This is a genomic window from Eubacterium ramulus (genome assembly GCF_003122485.1).
Lineage (GTDB): Bacteria > Bacillota > Clostridia > Lachnospirales > Lachnospiraceae > Eubacterium_I > Eubacterium_I ramulus_A.
Genome location: NZ_JRFU01000009.1, coordinates 77,708 through 97,718, shown reverse-complemented (window position 1 = coordinate 97,718; position 20,011 = coordinate 77,708). Strand labels below are relative to the sequence as shown.

Genomic DNA, 20,011 nt, shown 5'->3' with positions numbered 1-20,011 from the left:
CTGAAAGTCACAAAAGGTATTTCTAAAGCTCATTCATACTGGAAATCATGAAACGCTCAGTATGAATGAGAAGATTACCTTGTTAAAACCCCAAATTATATCAAATATGTATGCGGTACTTTATTGTTACGTCCTTATCATTTTTCTCTTTTTGAAATGCTGCATACATGTTTACCTATCATTTTATAATTTCATCAGAATCCAACAAAATCGTAAATGGTCCGTCATTGAGCAGTTCCACTTTCATATCAGCACCAAAACTTCCAGTCTCTACCACAGGGACCTCTTTTTTGCAGGCAGCAATGATATATTCGTATAAGCTATTTGCAAGTTCTGGATTTCCTGCCTTAATAAAAGACGGGCGATTTCCTTTTTTGCAATCTGCATATAAGGTAAACTGAGAAATCAGCAGCAGTTCGCCATCTACGTCCTTAAGTGCCAGATTTGTTTTTCCGTTTTCATCCTCAAAAATGCGCATACCGATCAGTTTTTTGATCATTTTATCCGCGATTTCTGTATTATCTTCTTCAGAAACACCGATCAGAACCATAAATCCTTTTCCAATTTTTCCGATCACTTCATTGTCTACGGTTACGGAAGCGTGCTGTACACGCTGAATTACAAATTTCATAACTTCAAAATCCTTTCTCTTTAAACCTATAGAAACAAATACGTGTATTATTTTTTACTTCTTCATGCATACACATAGTTCTATTCACATTTGTATAATACAAAACAAATGTTCGAAAAGGTTTACCAAAATGTTATTATATGTTATCATAGTATATAATTTTCGACACAAAATCAATATAGAAACGGGGAAACAATACATATGAAATTGCAGCAGCTGCTAAGTCTTACCAGAAAAGCAGTAGATACTTATAAATTAATTGAGGAAGGGGACCGAATTGCCATCGGCGTATCCGGCGGAAAGGACTCTCTGGCGTTACTATATGCCCTGCACGGTCTGCAACGTTTTTATCCGAAGCATTTTACCCTGACAGCGGTCAGTGTAGATCTTGGCATGGAAGGTTTTGATCTGAGTCCGGTCACGCAGTTTTGTGAAGAACTTGACATTTCACATCATATCATAAAAACACAGATCGGACAGATTGTATTTGAAGAACGCAAGGAGAAAAATCCATGTTCCCTGTGTGCAAAAATGCGAAAAGGTGCATTATACAACGCAGTCAAAGAGCTTGACTGCAATAAAGTCGCTTATGCGCATCACAAGGATGATTTTATTGAAACAATGATGATGTCCATGATTTATGAAGGACATTTTTACTGTTTCCCACCAAAAACCTATCTGGACCGCATGGAATTGACCATTATCCGTCCGTTTTTGTATGTGGAGGAAGCAGATGTTATCGGATTTAAAAATAAATACAACCTTCCGGTAGTAAAAAATCCATGTCCTGCAGATGGAGCAACCAGACGTGAATATGTCAAACAGCTCATCCGGTCCATCAACCATGAAAATCCGGGGGCAAAGACACGTTTGTTTACTGCATTGATCAACGGGCATATCCCGGACTGGGAAGGACAGAAAGACTGATATTTTAATATGAGTAGTAAAAATTCCCTTTTCTCTGATGAATGAAAAAGCAGGATACGAACATAATTTTTTTAGAAAGAATGGTTTTATATGAAAGAACGAAAATACAGTGATCAGATTAATATTGAAAACGAGCAGAAACTCCGCGCGCTGGTAGCTGAACTGCCGCATTTCTGTCGGGAATATTTTATCGGTATTGAGCCGTCAACGTCTTCCCGTACACGGATTGCCTATGCCTACGACCTTGGCGTCTTTTTTCACTATCTCCATGAAAACAATGCCGCACTTTCAAAAATGGAGATCGTCGATTTCCCAATTGATATTTTGGAGCAGATTACACCGATGGACATCGAAGAATATCTGCAATATTTGAAATTTTATCATCATAACGGGAAAGAATATACCAATGACGAACGTGGTCAAATGCGAAAACTTGCCTGTCTGCGCAGTTTTTACAATTATTTCTTCCGCAAGGAGATCATTGAAAAAAATCCTGCTGCACTGGTGAAAATGCCAAAACAGCATGAGAAAAATATCGTCCGTCTGGATGTGGATGAGATTGCTATTTTACTGGATGAGGCGGAATCTGGCGAGAAGTTAACGGAGCGTCAGAAGATTTATCATAACAAAACAAAAAAACGGGATATGGCGATTTTGACGCTTTTGCTTGGCACCGGAATCCGTGTTTCTGAATGTGTCGGTCTGGATCTGAATGATATTGATCCCAAAAACAACGGCATTAAGGTTCACCGGAAAGGTGGTTCCGAGGTTATGGTATATTTTGGCGATGAAGTAGCCGAGGCGCTGGATGCCTATCTGGATGAACGATTGGAAATGGAGCCGAAGGAAGGCAGTACCGAAGCGGTATTCCTTTCCATGCAGAACAAACGGATCAATGTACGCAGTGTGGAAAATCTGGTCAAAAAATATTCCCGCCTTGTGACAACGGTAAAAAATATCACACCACATAAGTTGCGCAGTACCTATGGTACGACACTTTATCAGGAAACCGGTGATATTTACCTTGTTGCAGATGTGTTAGGACACAAAGATGTCAATACGACAAAGAAACACTATGCGGCACAGGCGGACAGCAGGCGCCGGATGGCAGCAAAAGCAGTTCGTCTGCGGGAAAAACAACCTGATTCTGAAGAAGAATAATATTCCTTATGTAAGTGTGCTCATAAAAAATACAGATACCAAATACATCGATGCACTTATCTTAATAAGTATGCTTATTAAAAACAGGTCTAAATAATAAACGGTTGCACTGATTGAAAAAAACATGCCCTGATTCGCAATCTTACCCTTGTGCATTATTTTTCAGTGTGCTATAATTTGATTCGATATTGAGAAAAGCGATGAAAGAACAAGTACTGTATGCAGGAACATTCCAGAGAGAGCAGGATTGGTGGAAGCTGCTTATGAGAATCATACAGGAAGACCAGTCTTGAGCTGTGCGTGAAAAGAGATTTGTCAGACCTGTTTTGCAGGACAGATTTTTTAAGCGTCACCGTTTTGCCGCGTTACAGGCTGAATAAGTAAAACATTAAGGTGGAACCGTGTATGTATGCACCCTTAAGTATATCTGGCAGCAGGTATATTTAAAGGTGCTTTTTTAGTTTATAGAAGCAACTCAATAAACAAAGGTTCTGGAAAGGAAAAACAATGGTTAATTTTAAAGAAGATGAACAGTTAAACATGCTCAATCACTCCTGTGCCCATCTGATGGCTCAGGCAGTAAAGCACCTGTATCCGCAGGCAAAATTCTGGGTTGGACCGGTTGTAGCAGAGGGATTCTACTACGATATCGATCTTGGCGATGACGTTATCCGTGATGAGGATATCGCAGCTATCGAAAAAGAAATGAAAAAAGTTGCAAAATCCGGCAAAAAGATCATCCGTCATGAGATTTCCAAAGAAGAAGCTATGGAAATGTTCAAAGATGACAGCTATAAACTGGATCTGATCTCCAATCTGGAGGATGGCAATATTTCCTGTTATACACAGGGTGATTTCACAGACCTCTGTCGTGGACCTCACGTAGACAACGTAAAATTATGCCGTCACTTCAAACTGATCAGACATTCCGGCGCTTACTGGAAAGGCGACAGCAAAAACAAAATGCTGCAGCGTATCTATGGTGTATGTTTCCCGACAGCAGAAGAACTGGAAGCACACCTGCAGTTATTAGAGGAAGCAAAAGAGCGTGACCACAGAAAGATCGGTAAAGACATGGGTCTGTTCATGGTAGACGATTTGGTTGGACGTGGACTTCCGATGTTCCTTCCGAAAGGATATGTCATCTGGCAGGAATTGGAAAACTACATCAAAAACAAAGAGCGTAAACTTGGTTATCAGCACGTTATGACTCCATGTGTTGGTACTGTAGATCTGTATAAGACATCCGGACACTGGGATCACTACAAAGACAACATGTTCCCGGCTATGGAAGTTGAGGGAGAGTCTTTCGTATTAAGACCGATGAACTGCCCGCATCACATGATGATCTATGCAAACAGAATCCATTCTTACAAAGATCTGCCGATCCGTATCGGTGAGATCGCACATGACTTCCGTTTTGAAGCAAGCGGTACTTTAAAAGGTATCGAGCGTGGACGTCACTTCTGCCAGAATGACGCACATCTGTTTGTAACTCCGGAGCAGATCAAAGACGAGTTCTCCAAAGTAGTAGACCTGATCTTCTCTACTTACAAAGATTTCGGTATTACAGATTACAGATGCGTGCTGTCTCTGCGTGATCCGGAAGACAAAGAGAAATATCATGATGATGATGAAATGTGGAACAAAGCTGAAAACGCACTTCGTGAGGTTATGGATTCCCTTGGTATCGAGTATACAGAGGAAATCGGCGAGGCTGCTTTCTACGGACCTAAGCTTGATGTAAACGTAAAACCGGCTGTTGGTAATGAGTATACACTTTCTACCTGCCAGCTTGACTTCTGTCTGCCGGCTAAATTTGAGCTGACTTATGTAGACCGCGACGGCGAGAAAAAGACACCGGTTGTTCTTCACCGTGCAATCCTTGGTTCTCTGGATCGTTTCATGGCTTACATCCTTGAGGAGACAAAAGGAAACCTGCCGACATGGTTAGCACCGGTTCAGGCACGTATCATGCCGGTTAAAACAGATGATCCGGAACTGAACGAGTACGCTCAGAAAATCTATGATGCACTGGATGCAGCAGATGTTCGTGTTGAGCTGGATAACAGAGCAGAGAAACTTGGCTACCGTATGAGAGAAGGACAGGTTCAGAAAGTACCATACCTTCTTGTTATCGGTATGAAAGAGAAAGAGGACGGAACCGTTGCATACCGTCTCCATGGTCAGAAAGAGACAACGGTTCTTCCGTTAGACGAGTTTGTTACAAAACTGACAACTGAAATCGAAACAAAAGCAAGATAGGATTTCGTAAGATTTCCTTACCGTAAATAATAAAAATGAGTTCTGCTTTCTGTATGTAATGTACAGATAAGTGGAGCTCATTTTTTGTATCTTACTTTCAATTAATTTTCGCTTCTATCTACGTTGAATAATCAAAAATTTACCTTCCCCAAATCTCTATTTCTTCATTTCCTCTAAAAATAGCGGAATCAGCGGATTTTCATTTTCCTTTGAATAAATCACATATAAAATCTCCTGAATTCCATCGGTTTCCAATGGAATATAAGAGAGGTTCAGTGGCATAGATGCCTTTTCAACCTCCAGTTCGGTCAAAATTCCAATTCCCATACCAGCTGCCACCATAGTCTGTATCGTTGCTGCGTCATCGTTTGTTCTGGAAATATTCTGCATCAGATCATTTCGCAGATAACCTGCCGGAAAATCATGGGGAAATTCTGATTTACTACGACTGAAATTGTGGATGATCAACCGTTCGTATTTTAAGTCTTCCTGTGTGATCATTTCACGATGACTCAATGGATGTTCCGGTGGAATGACTGCAAAAAACGGATATTCTCCAATTTTTGTGATTTCTGTCGTATCCGGATAGGAGAGCAGTGAACTTTCCACATTAAAAATAATATCATATTCCCCCATTAGAAACTCATCATGCAATGCCACCGCATTGTCCCTTTTCAGATCAATGCCAACACCCGGATATTTGAAATAAAAATTTTGTACATTTCTTGGAAAACTTCCCATCTCCATACATTTGATATACCCGATCCGCAACGTTCCTTTTTGACCACGCTGTACCGAATGTACCCGCTCAATAGAATCGCTGACTTTTGCCAGAATCTGTTCCGCTTCCCGCATAAATACCTGTCCGGAATCCGTCAGTGAGATACGATTATTTTTCCGTACAAACAGATCCAGCTTCAGTTCTTTTTCCAGACTACGGATCTGCTGCGTGATGGCAGACTGTGAAACAAAAAACATCTCTGCGGTCTTGGAAAAATTCAGATTATGTGCCGCAGATACAAAGTATTCTAATTGTTGTAACGTCATGGTTCCCCTCCATTTTTCTTATGCTTTCCAGAAAATAGTATCAATTTTTCCCGAGATAATACAATTTCAAATGCCTGATACAGCGTCTTTCCATAAGTTATACTTATACTATCATCTTTCTTTCCTGTTTGCAACAATCCACGCCTGCCTTTATAATTTTAAGTATCAGATAACAAGTACGTTACGTTTTTTTGTACGAAGAAGGAGGATTTTATTATGGGAGAAATCACGTATCAGCCGCTGCGCAGTCTGATCTATGTAGACTGTGTCAAAGAAGAGTACCGTCACAAATTGCAGCACTGGCTTTATTATTATCATGCACCGGAAAGCATTGCAAAATTTGAGCCTTGGGTAACAAAATATGCGTTTTACAATGCACTTCCGACCCCACCACAGGGAGAGCGTTTTGGTACATACCGTATGCAGCTCACCGAGCATTACTGGATGGTAAATCCGATGAGTCAGGAAAGCCTGGTTAATTCACTGAACGAATATTTCCCGATCGATGCCATGATCTGGCAGGGAACCCTTCCGGAAAATGCAAAAGAGGACGGATTTATGGCAGATGGTGAAGCTGCCCGTGCTTCCGGTGGTGATAATGGATGCCCGCCATTTATTTTTGCCTTTTTACCGATTTTCTGGGAGCAAGATCTCAAAGGTGCCGGTCGTACTATGGTGGATGGTCCGAATTACCGCTGGCAGTTTTTGGTTTCCTATCCGGAAGGACACAAAGAAGATGGTGATCAGTGGATGATGAACGAAATATTACCTGCATTTGCGGCAATGCCGGAAGTTACCCGCATGATGACAAGCAAAGTCAAAAAAGAGATCAACAACTGTCATATGGATCGTTGTGTGGAGATGTGGTTTGACGGTCCGGAAGAGTGGTATCACTGTGCCGTTGAAAATGCTGCATCTTTCAAAAAACCGGAATGGGCTGAGTATGATAACTTCCCTTATCTGCGCCCGCAATTCCAGTTTGCAAGCCTGTTTTTGACCGATATCGCAACCAGCGACAATTTGAAACAATACAGAGGCTATCTGCCGATGCGCTAAGTTACTTTGGTTGTAAAACATTTTTACAATAGATGATACAGGAACGCAGATCCTTTACGCCATTCTTTTACTCATACGCAAGTTTTTTGGATCTGCGAAACTGTATAGCATAGTTTAGGACATATTAGGACAATTTTTTTAAGGAGAAAAATAACATGAAGATTTTAGGTATTTCAGGTGGTACTAAAAATGGTGCCAACGATTGTATGTGCAAAGAAGCGTTACTTGCAGCAAAAGAGCAGGGCGCTGAGATTGAATTTGTACGTTTGATGGATCTTGAGATCAAACACTGTACCGGCTGTAAAGCATGTGTTATGAGCCTGTTTTCCGGCAGAGGCAACATGTGTGTATTAAAAGACGACTTCCAATGGTTATTAGATAAAATGCTGGATGCAGACGGAATTATCTTCTCTATTCCGATCTTTGAAAAATGTGCAGCAGGTATTTTCCACACTATTATGGACCGTTTTGGACCGCGTATGGGATTATCCAACAACATTGTTGCGGACAAGATTTCAGCAGCAAATGGTGGTAAACGAATCGATCCGAAATATATGAAAACAAGAGCGGTTTCCTATATGGGAATCGGTGGTTCTGACTGGGCAACAGAGATTCAGAATGATTTCTATCTGCATGCGTTGACTCCGATGTGGAAAGTCATTGATAATGAAGTATTTATGTGGTCTCTTGGTATCTTAACAGATGATTCCAAAGTAGCCCGTGCCCATCAGATTGGTGTAAACCTTGCAGAAGCTGCAAAAGATATCGAACATGCAACCTGGAAAGGTGAGGACGGTGTCTGTCCACATTGCCATTCCAGAAACTTCTACATTGAGGGAGATAACGTGGCAGTCTGCGGTCAGTGCGGTATCCGCGGTAAATTAGTGACAGAGGATGGCAAGGTTCGCTTTACCTTTGAGGAATCCCAGATTGAGCATGCGCATGATACTTTAAGCGGTCAGTTTATTCATGCAGATGATATTCAGAATAATGAGAAAAATGCAGGTGCTGCTGCAAGAAGTGATGAGTATAAAGCAAAAGTTCAGCGTTATGCAGAGGCTATCACAGCAGTTAAACCGGAATAGGAACTATGCATTACCTGTTAAATCAATAAAAATATATGATTTGATAAGCATAAATCAAAAATATAAATCAAAGATATGTAAAAAAATGTAACGTGAAAAGTCCAATATGTTGTTTTAACAACATACAGGGCTTTTCTTTTTGGTTATAATGTGATCAGTATTTCGATAAGAGAGTTTTTTACAAAATAGTTCATATATATCATGTATATAATGTAGTGATTTTGAAGAAAATATGCTGGTTTGTGCCAACCAAAGTCACATACGTTCATGGTTGAATTATTAATCACTGATTTTATCCAAAACATACGAAAAACATATTTACAGCAAAGGAGATTTTTTATTATGGAACAGAAAATGTTTTGTTACCAGTGTGAACAGACTGCCGGATGCAGCGGTTGTACAGGCGCAGCAGGTGTCTGTGGAAAAAATGCAGCAGTCGCTGCCTTACAGGATGAACTGACCGGCGCTCTGATCGGTCTGGCAAAAGCCTGTGGAAATAACCCGAAAACAGAAAACACCGACCGCATCATCATCGAAGGATTATTTACAACTGTCACAAATGTGAATTTTAATACAGAAACATTAACTGCTATGATTCAGGCAGTAAATGACGAAAAGGCAACAGTTGTACCAAACTGCAGCAGCTGCATGTCTCCATGTGGAAATACCTCCAACTATGATATGCAAAATCTCTGGAACGAGCCGGACGAAGATATCCGTTCCCTGAAATCCTTGATTTTATTTGGCATCCGCGGTATGGCAGCTTACGCTTATCACGCAATGGTTCTTGGCTATACAGACGAAACCGTCAACAACTTCTTCTACAAGGCACTGTCCTTTATCAGCTACGATCTGGAAATGGAGCATCTGCTTCCGGTTGTTCTGGAAGTGGGAGAGGTGAACTTAAAATGTATGGCATTGCTGGATCAGGCAAATACCACTACTTATGGTACACCGGTGCCGACCAAAGTACCGCTTACAATTGAAAAAGGTCCATTTATCGTTGTCACAGGACATGACCTCAAGGATCTGGAGCTTCTTCTGGAACAGACGAAAGACAAAGGCATCAACATTTATACGCATGGAGAAATGCTTCCAGCACACGCTTATCCGGAATTAAAAAAATATCCGCATCTGAAAGGAAATTTTGGCACTGCATGGCAGAATCAGCAAAAAGAGTTTGATCATATTCCGGGAGCGGTTTTATTTACCACCAACTGCCTGATGCCAGTGAAACCAAGTTATGCCGATCGCGTATTTACCACAGAGATCGTATCTTATCCGAAAATGGTTCATATCGATGAAAAGAAAGATTTTACACCAGTGATCGAAAAGGCTCTGGAACTGGGCGGATATGACACAGATCAGGAAAAAACAGGCATCAACGGCGGTCATTTTGTTATGACCGGATTCGGACATGGAACCGTATTAGGTGTGGCAGATACTATCATTGATGCCATAAAATCCGGTGCAATCAGCCACTTTTTCTTAGTTGGCGGATGCGATGGTGCAAGAGCTGGAAGAAATTATTATACAGAGTTTGTAAAACAGACACCGGCAGATTCCATCATTTTGACGCTAGCCTGTGGAAAATATCGCTTTAACGATTTTGACCTTGGTGAAATCGGCGGATTGCCACGAATTATGGACATGGGACAGTGTAATGATGCGTACAGTGCCATTCAAGTTGCGGTTGCACTGGCAGAATCATTCCAGTGTGAGGTAAATGAACTTCCGTTGTCTATGGTGCTTTCCTGGTATGAGCAAAAAGCGGTATGTATTTTACTTACTTTATTGCATCTTGGAATCAAGAACATTTATCTTGGACCAACACTTCCGGCATTTATTTCACCGAATGTGCTGAATTATCTGGTAGAGAATTATAATATTGCGCCGATCAGTACACCGGAAGAGGATTTGAAAAAGATTTTAGGATAAAACATTTTAATTCATATCGTAAGTAGTCGGATAAATTTAATTATTCGACTACTTATTTTTCTATATAATATTCTTATATCCATAAACCCAAAGCTTGGAGCAAAAGCCAAAATACAAAGAAGAACAGGAGAGTAGATATACCGCACGAACAGTGGCTATTTTAGCAGAGTTACCAGAATTTTGTACTACATTTTATGATAAAAATCAAACTACATTTTTACCCAAAACACAATATGATTACATGAGGACTATGCGAACCTTTTTGACCTATCTGCAGCAGACACATCCATATTTTAACGATTGCGAACTTACATTATCAGCGAAGAAAAAACGATTTAATGATCAGTACGGATTACGTGACGAAATTATTTATCAAATTTTAAAAGAAACTGAAATTCGGCTTTCTGAACTGGCTGAGTTAAATATTCGTGATTTTGATTTGAAAAATCACAGATTTTATGTGTACAGAACAAAACAGCGATCTACATGGATTTCAATGTCTGATGAATTAACTGATTTGATTGAGAAATATCTGGAAGAGCGATCCGCATATGCATTTGAAAAAGATGCTGAAGCAGTGTTTTTGGTGACAATTGGTCGTTATAAAGGCGCAAGGCTTGGTGTTCGTTCGATAGAGCGTATCGTTATAACTATTCGCAAAAGGCAGCTTTAACGAATAGTTATAAGTTACAGCTATTATATTACCGTCACTACATGTCAATTTAGCCTAAATGTGTAATATTATTCAGGTTGTGCCTGTAAAAATGCTTGTTTTTAGATATTCTTGTGCATATACTATCATTCTTTGCAGTATAAACCTGTAAAAAATCGTTGTTTGCAGCCTTAATCTGTAAAATCTCGTGATTGTTTGCAGGCTCTAATATGTAAAAAGTCGTTGATTTCAGGCAAAAAGTGTAAGAAATTGTTGGCTTCTTGCAGGTTAAAAAGTGTAAAAAGTCGTCATTTTCAACTAATAAGTGTAAGAAGTTGCAATCTTTTTCAGGTAAAATATGTAAGAAGTCAAATATAAAAAAAGCTGGTATCTAAACCAGCTCCTTTAATATTATCTCATAGCTTCTGAATATCCTTTTTACCAATCTTTTCATCTCCTTAAAATATCGTTCAATATACCGTTTTTACTTTTTTTGTTTAGCACATGTTATTTTACTCAACATTTACTACCTGATTTTCATTGATCAACACCAGATTTTGTGTTTCCTTTGCAACATCCAACATCCGCTGTGTAAATCCACTTTTGCCAAACACTCCATAAATAATGTCATAACCTGGATATGATTTTCGAATTTCTCCTGCATCTAGGACTTTCTCTCTCAACGCATAATATACGGGAACATCTACTGGTTTCGCATGATATTTACATTCTCCTGCAAAAATTCGCTTATTCTGATTATCCACCGCCATAACATCTATTTCTGTATCACCAGTATAATCATTCAACCAATAGGCTCCGATCCGGGATGGGACAAAATCAATTGTTCCCTGTTTACATAGATCTGCAAACAGGTCTTTGCAGATATCTTCGTATGCAAACGCAACAAACTTCGTCTCAAAATCTTTCTGCATCTCATCTAACACAATCTGCATATTATCCAGTTCCAGTTCACCTTTGTATGGATACACATATCTAAACCAGAAACGAATGAAATTATCGACAATAAAATATAAGCCTTTTCTGGATTTTTCCGGATTTTTTTCTGTTACCGGAGTCCGTTTTTCTACAAAATCCAAATCAGAAAGTGTTGACAGATACTGTGTCAGTCCTGAAGTTCCCTGCTCCAATGCACTGGCTATTTTTCCGAGTTTGTGATTTCCATCCGCAATTGCTTTTATAATAGAAAAATAATTTACTGCTGTCATAGATTCACTTTTCAGTAAAAAGAAAGGTTCTTCATATAAGAAACCACTTTTTGAAAGAACCGCATTCTTTATCTGTTCGATAAGCGTTTTGTCATCCTCAAAAAATTCCAAATATTTTGGGACACCACCGGTCACTGCGTATTGTTCCACTGCATCTGTAAAAGAAAGATTCTGAACGGCATAAATAGATGTAAATGGCAACGGTGCCAGCCGTATTTGTGACGTTCTGCGACCATATAATGGACTATCATATGATAAAGCATGCTTCTGCATCATTCCAATAAGCGAACCAGATAAAATCAGCATCACATTGTTGTCTTTCAAAATCTCATCCCATGCGTTCTGTAAGATGGAGGAAAAAGCCGGATTCGTTTTCACCAGATATGGGAACTCATCAATAACCAAAACCTTCTTATTCTCAGGCACGTAGTTCGCTATGATCTGAAACAATTCCAACCAGTCTGTAAAAATAGCTTTTTGCAGCAGATTATTTTGGGTTGTTCGTGCAACAACACCTGCCAACCGCTTCATGCTCTGGGATTCAATCTCTTCTGTTGCCAGAAAATAAAAAGCTGTTTTATCTTTCAAAAATTCTTTTATTAACGTTGTTTTTCCTACCCGACGTCGGCCATAAATGACCACAAAGCTACTATCTCGCTTATATTCTGCACCCAGCTTTGCCATTTCGTTTTTTCTTCCAATAAATTTCATGTCATCACCTCTTTTTTACAAAATCCCCTTTATTAATTTAATATAAAAATATTTATGATAATTCAATTTATGATAAATATATTTATATTATAAACCTATAAAATTAAAAGTCAATGTTCAACTTTCTGTTTTCTAGGTGTTTTTCATTGCCTAAACAAATTAATTACATCACATATTCATTACATAAAAAAGAACAACAACATGCATTATAATAATCATAGGCATTCCAACTGTAAAATAATCCTTCTGCGTTTTATGATGCAACAAATATATCGCTATAAGTCCGCCCACGGATCCACCAGCAAATGATAATCCTAGCAGTGTCACGATTCTGATTCTGGAACGATGCGCACAGGCATTAGCCTTATCTATTGCAAATACGATGAATGTTACAAGATTCATGATTCCAAGATATATCAAAAGTATCCGGCGTTCTACAAAAAATTTCCAAAATGCAAGCGTGAAATGCTCTGCATGATGCCCTTTGTAAATCAGCAAAATAATTATCTGGATGATGAAAATACATATAATAAACACCCGAGACATCATATTCTCTTTCACTGCTTTCCTGTCAAAAAGCAGAATCATAAGTAACATACCGGCAGAACCACCAAGCAAAGACACAATCGTTACTATCACATCTATCTGTCCGTTTACTGTATGTCTATACAGGAGCATATTGATCAGATAGACCAATACACCTATCGCATTTATTACCAGTAAATAATATTCAAGTTTTCCTAATTCAAACATTTTTTTCTGTTACCTTTCTGGAATGTAAGATACTTTTCTTATTATACTAAATATATAAAATATACGCAAACAGATGGGGAGCCAAGTAATGAATCAACTACAAGTTGTATCTTTTCCTCTACGTGTTTTTTATAGATATCAGTTTCAAAAGTTGAAAAAATTTAAAGTTTTGAAACTAAAAACTTGCATATACTATTTATGAACAATATAATTATAGAAAAGTCGATTTCAAAAAATAAAAATTTTTAAACTTTTGAAAGTTGTGAACTATGAAACTAATCGAACGTAAAGAATATATTGACTTTAACAGAAATAGTACCTACATCCAAAGCGAAGGCATTAATCAGGATTTCGGAGTCTATGACGCTCCAGATGATTTGCTTGCAGAACATCAGCAGGAAATGTCACCAATAAAGGCACTATTATATCGAACTATCGGTCGCTTTGTTATGAACCGAAATGTCCGAAAAATCAGAAATAATTAAACCATACAAAAGAAAACAATGTTTTTTGAGAAAGCTATGCAAGATACTATAGATGCTGTTGGCGCACTACACGGTATCGTATGTGATTATCTTTCTACACACATCTCTGCCGCGCAGAATGATTACAAACAAAAACAAAGGGGGATACCTATGCTGGCAACTGTATTAATTGACAATATATCCTGTGGTGAAATGGAAGGCGAATGGGGATTAAGCATTTACATAGAATACAATGAAAAAAATATTCTACTTGATACTGGAGCATCTGATTTATTTGCAAAGAATGCCAAAAAACTGGGAAAATCAATAGAATCTGTTGATTATGCTGTACTATCACATGCACATTACGACCATTCAGATTCGATGGCTACATTTTTTAAACTGAACAGCCACGCTCCTTTTTTCTTACGAAAAGGCTGTCAGGAAAATTGTTATGCCAAAAAGTGGATATTCCACAAATATATCGGCTTACCAAAGCACATTTTGACGGATTATCGTGACAGGATAATATACGCTGATAGAGACTATGAGATTATACCTGGCGTATATCTGATTCCTCACAAGACACCGAACCTTAAAATGGTTGGTAAACGTGAAAGTATGTACCGTAAAGAACATCATCGATGGGTATACGATGATTTTTCTCACGAACAGAGTCTGGTATTCCGTACTCAAAAAGGCTTAGTGATTTTCAATAGCTGCTGTCATGGTGGTGTTGCTAATATTATTAATGAGGTGGGAACGACATTCCCAACAGAAAAAGTATATGGCATTATCGGTGGATTCCATCTGTTTAATAAGTCCGAAGAAGAAATCAAAAATGTAATACAGCAAATAAAAGATACTGGTATTAATTATGTCTGCACGGGACATTGCACCAAAGACCGTGCATATAAAATACTTAAAAATGGTCTTGGCGATATCGTACACCAGCTGAAAGTTGGATTGCAGATTGAAATCTGATTTAAAAATATGACGATGAATGCTGCAATTTTCATGTCACAAAGATTTAACCCAAAATACCACCAAGTTCCATTATTGAAACTTGATGGTATTTTTAACTTATATCAGAATTCCATTACAGTGATCTACCTCATGCTGTACGATCTGTGCTGTCCATCCAGACAATTTCTGACGCTGTTTTTTCCATGAAAAATCCTGATATTCTACTTCAATATTTTCATATCTTGTCGTTTTACGAATACCGCTTAATGATAAACAGCCTTCTTCCGTTTCATAAACTCCGCTTTTTGAAACAATAACTGGGTTAAACATGACCACGTCAAAAAATCCCATATTTACAATAATGATGTTCTTCTTTACTCCGATCATATTTGCAGCCATTCCAACACAGCCTTCCCGGTGTGCTTTCAGTGTATCCTGCAAGTCTCTCCCAACCTGCAGATCTGCTTTGGTTGCCGGTTCTGATTTCTGTGCAAGAAACAGCGGATCATGCATAATTTGTTGTACCATATCTTTTTCTCACTTTCCATTATCTTTTGAATTTCTATAATCATATAATAGACTTTTTACCCATGTAATGATCTGATAAGCATCATCAATTCTCTATCCGATAATACATATACATCTATCATTCTGCATCTTTAGTCCAAGTTATCCAGCCCGTCTCTATATACCCGATTCATTGTGGCCTGCGCATGCTCCATCTCTTTCTTCTGAATAATCGCATTGCGGTCACTCAAAATGGCCAGCATCTCATCCACTACATCCTCCGGACGCGGATCTGAAACACGATACAGATAACCAAGCATACGTGTCGCTGTATAATCTGTGTTCATCTGCTTGTACGCAATTTCTCTGCAAAAATCATCTGGATAGCCTTTTTCCTGTAAGGCACGATATAATTCATCTGTTCGATTTTCTGGCATTTTTATCTCCACTCATTACACATTTATATATTTTTGTATCTTTTCACTAGATACATTTTGATGAAACATTTTTTATTTTCTTTACCTTATTATGCTTTATTCTACATACCATTTTTGCTGCATCTTATAGAGCTGATAATATTCACCTTTTTTTGCCAGCAATTCATCATGATTACCAATTTCCACAACTTTTCCTTTCTTCATCACAATGATCTTGTCAACTTCCCGACAAATTCCAATTCTGTGAGAAACAATAATAGCTGTTTTTTCTTTTGCAATCTGCAAAAACATTTTCAAAATAGTTGTTTCCATGATTGGATCCAGAGCAGCAGTTGGCTCATCCAGAACAATCATACTGCTTTCTTTGAACATGCCGCGGGCAATTGCCAGTTTCTGCCATTGTCCAATAGAAAGATCTCTGCCATCAAATTCACTGCCTAACAACGTATTAAGAGCATCCACTTCTGATAACTCCGGTAAATCCATTTGTTTTAAAAGCTCCTGGATTTTGTCAGTATTCCCCATCTGTTTCCAGTCACTGATACCAATATTTTCCTGCAATGTCATCTCATATTTCACAAAATCCTGACTCACGATAGAAACATTTTGATAAAACTCTTTCGTTTCAAGATCCTTGATATTTTGCGTTCCATATAATATCTCACCCTCTTGTACTTTATATAAATCAGTCAGTAATTTTACCAGTGTTGTTTTACCGCTTCCGTTATTTCCTACGATAGCAATGGATTCATTCTTTTTTATATCAAGTGATATGTCAGAAATTGTCAGGTGATCTGTATTCGGATAAGCAAAACATACATTTTTTACATTTATCTTATCAAAATTTGGCTCAAATTTTTCCGTTCCATGTACATCTTCATCGATATCAATAAAGTCATAATAATCTCTTACAAATGCCGCACATTCCGGAATCCGCCCAAGGCTAATCAGAAAATACTTTGCTGCCAACTGAAAAGAGGTGAATGCCACAAGCGAAGCAGCCAGCATACCAAAATCCAACCTATGATTCAGCAAAAGTAAAATTGCTATTATAATGCTAAGCACATAACCGCATTTGCACAAAATCTCACATAGTAAAAAGCTGCAAATATCACGTTTCTTGAAATCCCATAATTCCTGATTCATTGCATCACGGGTCTGATATAATTTTTCTTCGATATAAGATTCAATTCCAAAAATGCGAAGTTCCTTTACCACTCTTTTATCGCCAAATAAATCGTACAGATAATTTCGCCTTCGTTCACCTGCTGCCTGATATTTTTTTAGTTCATAAAATTCTTTTCCACGGATTAATCGAACGACAAAGTACGGAACCACACTCAGTAATGATACTAATGCCAGAAGTGGACTAAATCTGGCTAATATAAATAATGTACTTCCTACCTTCAAAACTTCTGCCAGAATATTGAATACCGACAGACTTAAGTCGGAAAATCTGCCATGCTCAATACAGTCCTGTGCTCGTTTCAGTCGATTGTTGATTTCTACATCCTCATATTGAATCAGTGACAAGCGTCCACCCTTTTCACCTAATTCTATTCCAAGTTGCATACCAACCTTGGAATCAATTTTTACCATGCAGGCATAAAATACACTATTTGACACCTCTGACGCAACAAATACGCCCCATATGACACCTAAATATATCATACTTGTTTTCAGATCTTTCATATATACATGATTTAAAAATACGGAAACCAGCCACGTGTTGACCGCTACCAGAACCGATTGCAGCATCATACAAATAACCTGCATAATAAGTGACCGTGGCGCAATCCTGCGTATATCTTTTAATGAGCGAAATAACAGATCTCTCATTTTTCTATCCCCCATATATATTTCCAAGTTGAATGTATGCAAAACTTACTACACAATTCTGATCAGCATAATTTAAAATATTTTCTCAAAATCATCTATTCTGCACTATGCTGTATACCACTCTGCCTGTTTACAGAATAATGTATAATATATTCCCTGATTTTTCATCAGATCATCATGGTTTCCCTGCTCTATAATATTTCCATGTTTCAGTACCAAAATATGATCTGCCATCTTAGCACTGGCTAATCGATGAGAAATCATCAAACTGCCTCTGGATTTCATAAGCGAACAGAACAACTGATACATTTTGTACTCAGAAACAGGATCCATGGATGCGGTTGGCTCATCAAGAATCACATACGCTGTATCTGTCAAGAAAAGTCTGCTGACCGCTAACCTTTGCCATTGGCCTTTTGACAGATCAACGCCGTCCATTTCCAGCTTCCCTAAATTTCTGTCTAATCCTAAGTCTTTCACATCTTTCAGATTCACCAGTTCCAAGGCATTATTTAACTTATCATCACGATCCAGTTCACCTAAATTGCCAAATCCTATGTTCTCCCGAACCGTCAATTCATACTGGTAAAAATCCTGAAATACGACTTTTATTAATTTTCCAATTTCCTGACTGCTCAATTTATTCAAATCCTGATCATCGATCATAATACGGCCTTTTGTTGGACGATAAAGTCCACACAACAATTTAATAATCGTTGTTTTTCCAGAACCGTTTTCTCCTACCAGTGCAGTACTGCGCGACAGATCAATTTCAAAATTTGCATCATGCAAAACCTCTTTCTCTGAATTTGGATAAGCAAAACTGACATGCTCAAATCGGATACGATGAATCGGATGATCAATATGTCCTGTTCGTGATTCTGTATTTTTCAGTTCAAAAAAGGAACTTATGTAGGATACCTCTTTGATTTCCTTTGAAAAATCCCCAAATGTTTCCAACAGGCTGGTTATGGTACCAACAATACTTAACGTTGTATTGAACAATGCAATAAATAAACCTACAGAAATATGACCTGTCATTACACTATGAATTAGTATCCCTGTGCAGCAGATATACCATAAAGTAGCAAACAAGCTCTTTTTTAACAAAGCTTTTTCAACCTTCTGTAATGTTGCATCTTTTTCTTTCAACATCTTTTCACTCTGTTTTTCCCACAGAGATTTAATATAATCTGTTGCCTGATAGATGATTAATTCTATGAGACTTGTTTTGCTTGTAAGCAACCGTTCATAGTAGGCAACTTTTCGCTCATCCATTGTCTGTTTGGCATACAATTCATACCACAAACTTCCAGCTTTATAATTTTCATACAGCATCGGAATCAAAAACAGTATAAATATAACAATCAACAGATTTGATGCCTGTCGGAAAACTAATACCAAGCCAACTAATGAAATTAAAATTTTTATGATTTCAATGATTTTCCAGTAAATGAGTTTTAATTTTTCTCCCGGATTTTTTGAAATCCTTGAAATAATATCATAAGTCGCACTTTTCTCATAACAACTGTAATCCAGATTTTTATATTTCTGTATGATATCCCGTTCCAGACCATCTGTCATTTTCATATCAAACCGAATTTCAATGCACTTATCAAAACTTGTCAAAATCACATCCAAAAGCAATGCAGCAACAAACAATCCAAATTCCAGATACATTCCCGTTGTAATCTGCTTATGACGCAATAAAATCAGTATATCGTCTATGATTTTCTGAAAAAGTATGGTGTTGATTGGAACAAGCACGGCTAACAGGACGGCATTTAGTAATTTTATGCCGCCCCAGATTCGGTTATATTTCCATACCATACTCAATATTTCTTTGATCTGCTTTTTCATAGTTTAACTTTTCCCCATAATTGCTTCTCGTCGGATAGTATTCATTCCTAGTTATCCGAACGTTTTTGTATAACCCATTTTCCTTTCCGATTATTTCCTTCTCGTACAACTATATTTTCTTGCTGTAATCTAGTTAATAACCGTTTTACAGTTGGAAGCGATACATTCATTTGTAAAGCATAGTCTTTTTACATCCATTCTCCATTTTTTCTATCAGCGTTAGCAGTTTATCTTCAACAGAAATGGTATCATGACAGAAACAGAACGTATGAAACAGGGTTACATTTGGGAAGATGATGACGAAAACATGGCACTCCAGGCGAAGTGCAAAACACTGGTGCACAAATTTAATGAACTGCCACCGGAAGCCATGGAAGAACGGGAAGCTCTGCTACACGATATTTTCGGATAAGTAGGCAAAAACGTATGGTTTAATGCACCACCGACCGCCACCGTCGGCAAATAAAACTGCTTTTTCCTATTCCA

General features: G+C 38.2%; 18 protein-coding genes and 1 other annotated feature. Of the genes, 10 read left to right on the top strand and 8 right to left on the bottom strand.

What is annotated here, in order from left to right; genetic code table 11:
- Window positions 1-178: 178 nt before the first annotated feature.
- A complete protein-coding gene (gene dtd, locus LG34_RS01170; protein ID WP_109214491.1) occupies window positions 179-631 on the bottom strand; it encodes a D-aminoacyl-tRNA deacylase in 453 nt (150 codons plus the stop codon).
- A 201-nt stretch (window positions 632-832) separates the two neighbouring features.
- Here dtd and LG34_RS01165 point away from each other — a divergent pair, with 201 nt between their 5' ends.
- The 3 genes from LG34_RS01165 (at window position 833) to thrS (ending at window position 4,984) form a co-directional block, all read left to right on the top strand.
- Window positions 833-1,558, top strand: coding sequence for a tRNA lysidine(34) synthetase (locus tag LG34_RS01165; RefSeq protein WP_109214490.1), 726 nt, complete (start codon window positions 833-835; stop codon window positions 1,556-1,558).
- A gap of 90 nt (window positions 1,559-1,648) precedes the next feature.
- Window positions 1,649-2,719 (top strand): tyrosine-type recombinase/integrase, encoded by a 1,071-nt coding sequence (locus LG34_RS01160; RefSeq protein ID WP_109214489.1) that lies wholly within the window; start codon window positions 1,649-1,651, stop codon window positions 2,717-2,719.
- 191 nt (window positions 2,720-2,910) lie between these two features.
- Window positions 2,911-3,141 (top strand) — a binding site (T-box leader).
- 85 nt (window positions 3,142-3,226) lie between these two features.
- Window positions 3,227-4,984: a threonine--tRNA ligase gene (gene thrS / locus LG34_RS01155; RefSeq protein ID WP_109214488.1), complete on the top strand. Its 1,758-nt coding sequence runs from the start codon at window positions 3,227-3,229 to the stop codon at window positions 4,982-4,984.
- A gap of 156 nt (window positions 4,985-5,140) precedes the next feature.
- Here the strand turns inward: thrS and LG34_RS01150 are convergent, their stop codons facing one another.
- Window positions 5,141-6,031 carry a LysR family transcriptional regulator gene (locus LG34_RS01150; RefSeq protein ID WP_109214487.1) on the bottom strand — a complete coding sequence of 297 codons (891 nt, stop codon included), beginning with the start codon at window positions 6,029-6,031 and terminating at the stop codon, window positions 5,141-5,143.
- 216 nt (window positions 6,032-6,247) lie between these two features.
- On the opposite strand from LG34_RS01150, the gene LG34_RS01145 reads away from it, so the two are divergent.
- From LG34_RS01145 to LG34_RS01130, 4 genes are all read left to right on the top strand, one after another.
- Entirely contained in the window at window positions 6,248-7,087 is an 840-nt protein-coding gene (locus LG34_RS01145) for an acetyl-CoA hydrolase (RefSeq protein WP_109214486.1), read from the top strand.
- Between the two features lie 155 nt (window positions 7,088-7,242).
- A complete protein-coding gene (locus LG34_RS01140; protein WP_109214485.1) occupies window positions 7,243-8,172 on the top strand; it encodes a flavodoxin family protein in 930 nt (309 codons plus the stop codon).
- Window positions 8,173-8,514: 342 nt separating this feature from the next.
- Window positions 8,515-10,110, top strand: coding sequence for a hydroxylamine reductase (gene hcp / locus LG34_RS01135; protein ID WP_177957312.1), 1,596 nt, complete (start codon window positions 8,515-8,517; stop codon window positions 10,108-10,110).
- Between the two features lie 94 nt (window positions 10,111-10,204).
- Window positions 10,205-10,783 (top strand): tyrosine-type recombinase/integrase, encoded by a 579-nt coding sequence (locus LG34_RS01130; RefSeq protein ID WP_146190159.1) that lies wholly within the window; start codon window positions 10,205-10,207, stop codon window positions 10,781-10,783.
- 491 nt (window positions 10,784-11,274) lie between these two features.
- On the opposite strand, the gene LG34_RS01125 is transcribed toward LG34_RS01130, so the two are convergent.
- Window positions 11,275-12,699, bottom strand: a complete 1,425-nt coding sequence (locus LG34_RS01125; RefSeq protein WP_109214483.1) for an ATP-binding protein — start codon at window positions 12,697-12,699, stop codon at window positions 11,275-11,277.
- 168 nt (window positions 12,700-12,867) lie between these two features.
- On the bottom strand, window positions 12,868-13,452 hold the full coding sequence (locus LG34_RS01120; protein WP_109214482.1) for a DUF1294 domain-containing protein: 585 nt from the start codon (window positions 13,450-13,452) through the stop codon (window positions 12,868-12,870).
- 269 nt (window positions 13,453-13,721) lie between these two features.
- Here LG34_RS01120 and LG34_RS01115 point away from each other — a divergent pair, with 269 nt between their 5' ends.
- Both LG34_RS01115 and LG34_RS01110 read left to right on the top strand, forming a co-directional pair.
- A complete protein-coding gene (locus LG34_RS01115) occupies window positions 13,722-13,937 on the top strand; it encodes a hypothetical protein (protein WP_330427470.1) in 216 nt (71 codons plus the stop codon).
- Between the two features lie 18 nt (window positions 13,938-13,955).
- Complete coding sequence (locus LG34_RS01110) at window positions 13,956-14,900, top strand: MBL fold metallo-hydrolase (RefSeq protein WP_242979763.1); 945 nt, start codon at window positions 13,956-13,958, stop codon at window positions 14,898-14,900.
- A gap of 99 nt (window positions 14,901-14,999) precedes the next feature.
- Here LG34_RS01110 and LG34_RS01105 read toward each other — a convergent pair whose 3' ends face one another.
- The 4 genes from LG34_RS01105 to LG34_RS01090 all read right to left on the bottom strand — a co-directional run bounded on the left by LG34_RS01105 (window position 15,000) and on the right by LG34_RS01090 (window position 19,525).
- Window positions 15,000-15,410: a peptide deformylase gene (locus tag LG34_RS01105; protein ID WP_109214481.1), complete on the bottom strand. Its 411-nt coding sequence runs from the start codon at window positions 15,408-15,410 to the stop codon at window positions 15,000-15,002.
- A 131-nt stretch (window positions 15,411-15,541) separates the two neighbouring features.
- Window positions 15,542-15,826 (bottom strand): hypothetical protein, encoded by a 285-nt coding sequence (locus LG34_RS01100; RefSeq protein WP_109214480.1) that lies wholly within the window; start codon window positions 15,824-15,826, stop codon window positions 15,542-15,544.
- A 96-nt stretch (window positions 15,827-15,922) separates the two neighbouring features.
- Entirely contained in the window at window positions 15,923-17,665 is a 1,743-nt protein-coding gene (locus LG34_RS01095) for an ABC transporter ATP-binding protein (protein ID WP_158582195.1), read from the bottom strand.
- Between the two features lie 105 nt (window positions 17,666-17,770).
- Window positions 17,771-19,525, bottom strand: coding sequence for an ABC transporter ATP-binding protein (locus LG34_RS01090; RefSeq protein ID WP_109214478.1), 1,755 nt, complete (start codon window positions 19,523-19,525; stop codon window positions 17,771-17,773).
- 250 nt (window positions 19,526-19,775) lie between these two features.
- Between LG34_RS01090 and LG34_RS01085 the strand changes: the two genes are divergently transcribed.
- Complete coding sequence (locus LG34_RS01085) at window positions 19,776-19,937, top strand: maltose acetyltransferase domain-containing protein (RefSeq protein WP_109214477.1); 162 nt, start codon at window positions 19,776-19,778, stop codon at window positions 19,935-19,937.
- Window positions 19,938-20,011: the final 74 nt, after the last annotated feature.

What these genes read in the sequence shown, in the direction of transcription:
- LG34_RS01090 (WP_109214478.1), bottom strand. Translation starts at nt 19,525, where the DNA reads ATGAAAAAGCAGATCAAAGAAATATTGAGTATGGTATGGAAATATAAC.
- LG34_RS01100 (WP_109214480.1), bottom strand. Translation starts at nt 15,826, where the DNA reads ATGCCAGAAAATCGAACAGATGAATTATATCGTGCCTTACAGGAAAAA.
- thrS (WP_109214488.1), top strand. Translation starts at nt 3,227, where the DNA reads ATGGTTAATTTTAAAGAAGATGAACAGTTAAACATGCTCAATCACTCC.
- LG34_RS01105 (WP_109214481.1), bottom strand. Translation starts at nt 15,410, where the DNA reads ATGGTACAACAAATTATGCATGATCCGCTGTTTCTTGCACAGAAATCA.
- LG34_RS01120 (WP_109214482.1), bottom strand. Translation starts at nt 13,452, where the DNA reads ATGTTTGAATTAGGAAAACTTGAATATTATTTACTGGTAATAAATGCG.
- LG34_RS01145 (WP_109214486.1), top strand. Translation starts at nt 6,248, where the DNA reads ATGGGAGAAATCACGTATCAGCCGCTGCGCAGTCTGATCTATGTAGAC.
- LG34_RS01165 (WP_109214490.1), top strand. Translation starts at nt 833, where the DNA reads ATGAAATTGCAGCAGCTGCTAAGTCTTACCAGAAAAGCAGTAGATACT.
- LG34_RS01110 (WP_242979763.1), top strand. Translation starts at nt 13,956, where the DNA reads ATGTTTTTTGAGAAAGCTATGCAAGATACTATAGATGCTGTTGGCGCA.
- LG34_RS01125 (WP_109214483.1), bottom strand. Translation starts at nt 12,699, where the DNA reads ATGAAATTTATTGGAAGAAAAAACGAAATGGCAAAGCTGGGTGCAGAA.
- LG34_RS01085 (WP_109214477.1), top strand. Translation starts at nt 19,776, where the DNA reads ATGACAGAAACAGAACGTATGAAACAGGGTTACATTTGGGAAGATGAT.
- hcp (WP_177957312.1), top strand. Translation starts at nt 8,515, where the DNA reads ATGGAACAGAAAATGTTTTGTTACCAGTGTGAACAGACTGCCGGATGC.
- LG34_RS01160 (WP_109214489.1), top strand. Translation starts at nt 1,649, where the DNA reads ATGAAAGAACGAAAATACAGTGATCAGATTAATATTGAAAACGAGCAG.
- LG34_RS01115 (WP_330427470.1), top strand. Translation starts at nt 13,722, where the DNA reads ATGAAACTAATCGAACGTAAAGAATATATTGACTTTAACAGAAATAGT.
- LG34_RS01140 (WP_109214485.1), top strand. Translation starts at nt 7,243, where the DNA reads ATGAAGATTTTAGGTATTTCAGGTGGTACTAAAAATGGTGCCAACGAT.
- dtd (WP_109214491.1), bottom strand. Translation starts at nt 631, where the DNA reads ATGAAATTTGTAATTCAGCGTGTACAGCACGCTTCCGTAACCGTAGAC.
- LG34_RS01095 (WP_158582195.1), bottom strand. Translation starts at nt 17,665, where the DNA reads ATGAGAGATCTGTTATTTCGCTCATTAAAAGATATACGCAGGATTGCG.
- LG34_RS01150 (WP_109214487.1), bottom strand. Translation starts at nt 6,031, where the DNA reads ATGACGTTACAACAATTAGAATACTTTGTATCTGCGGCACATAATCTG.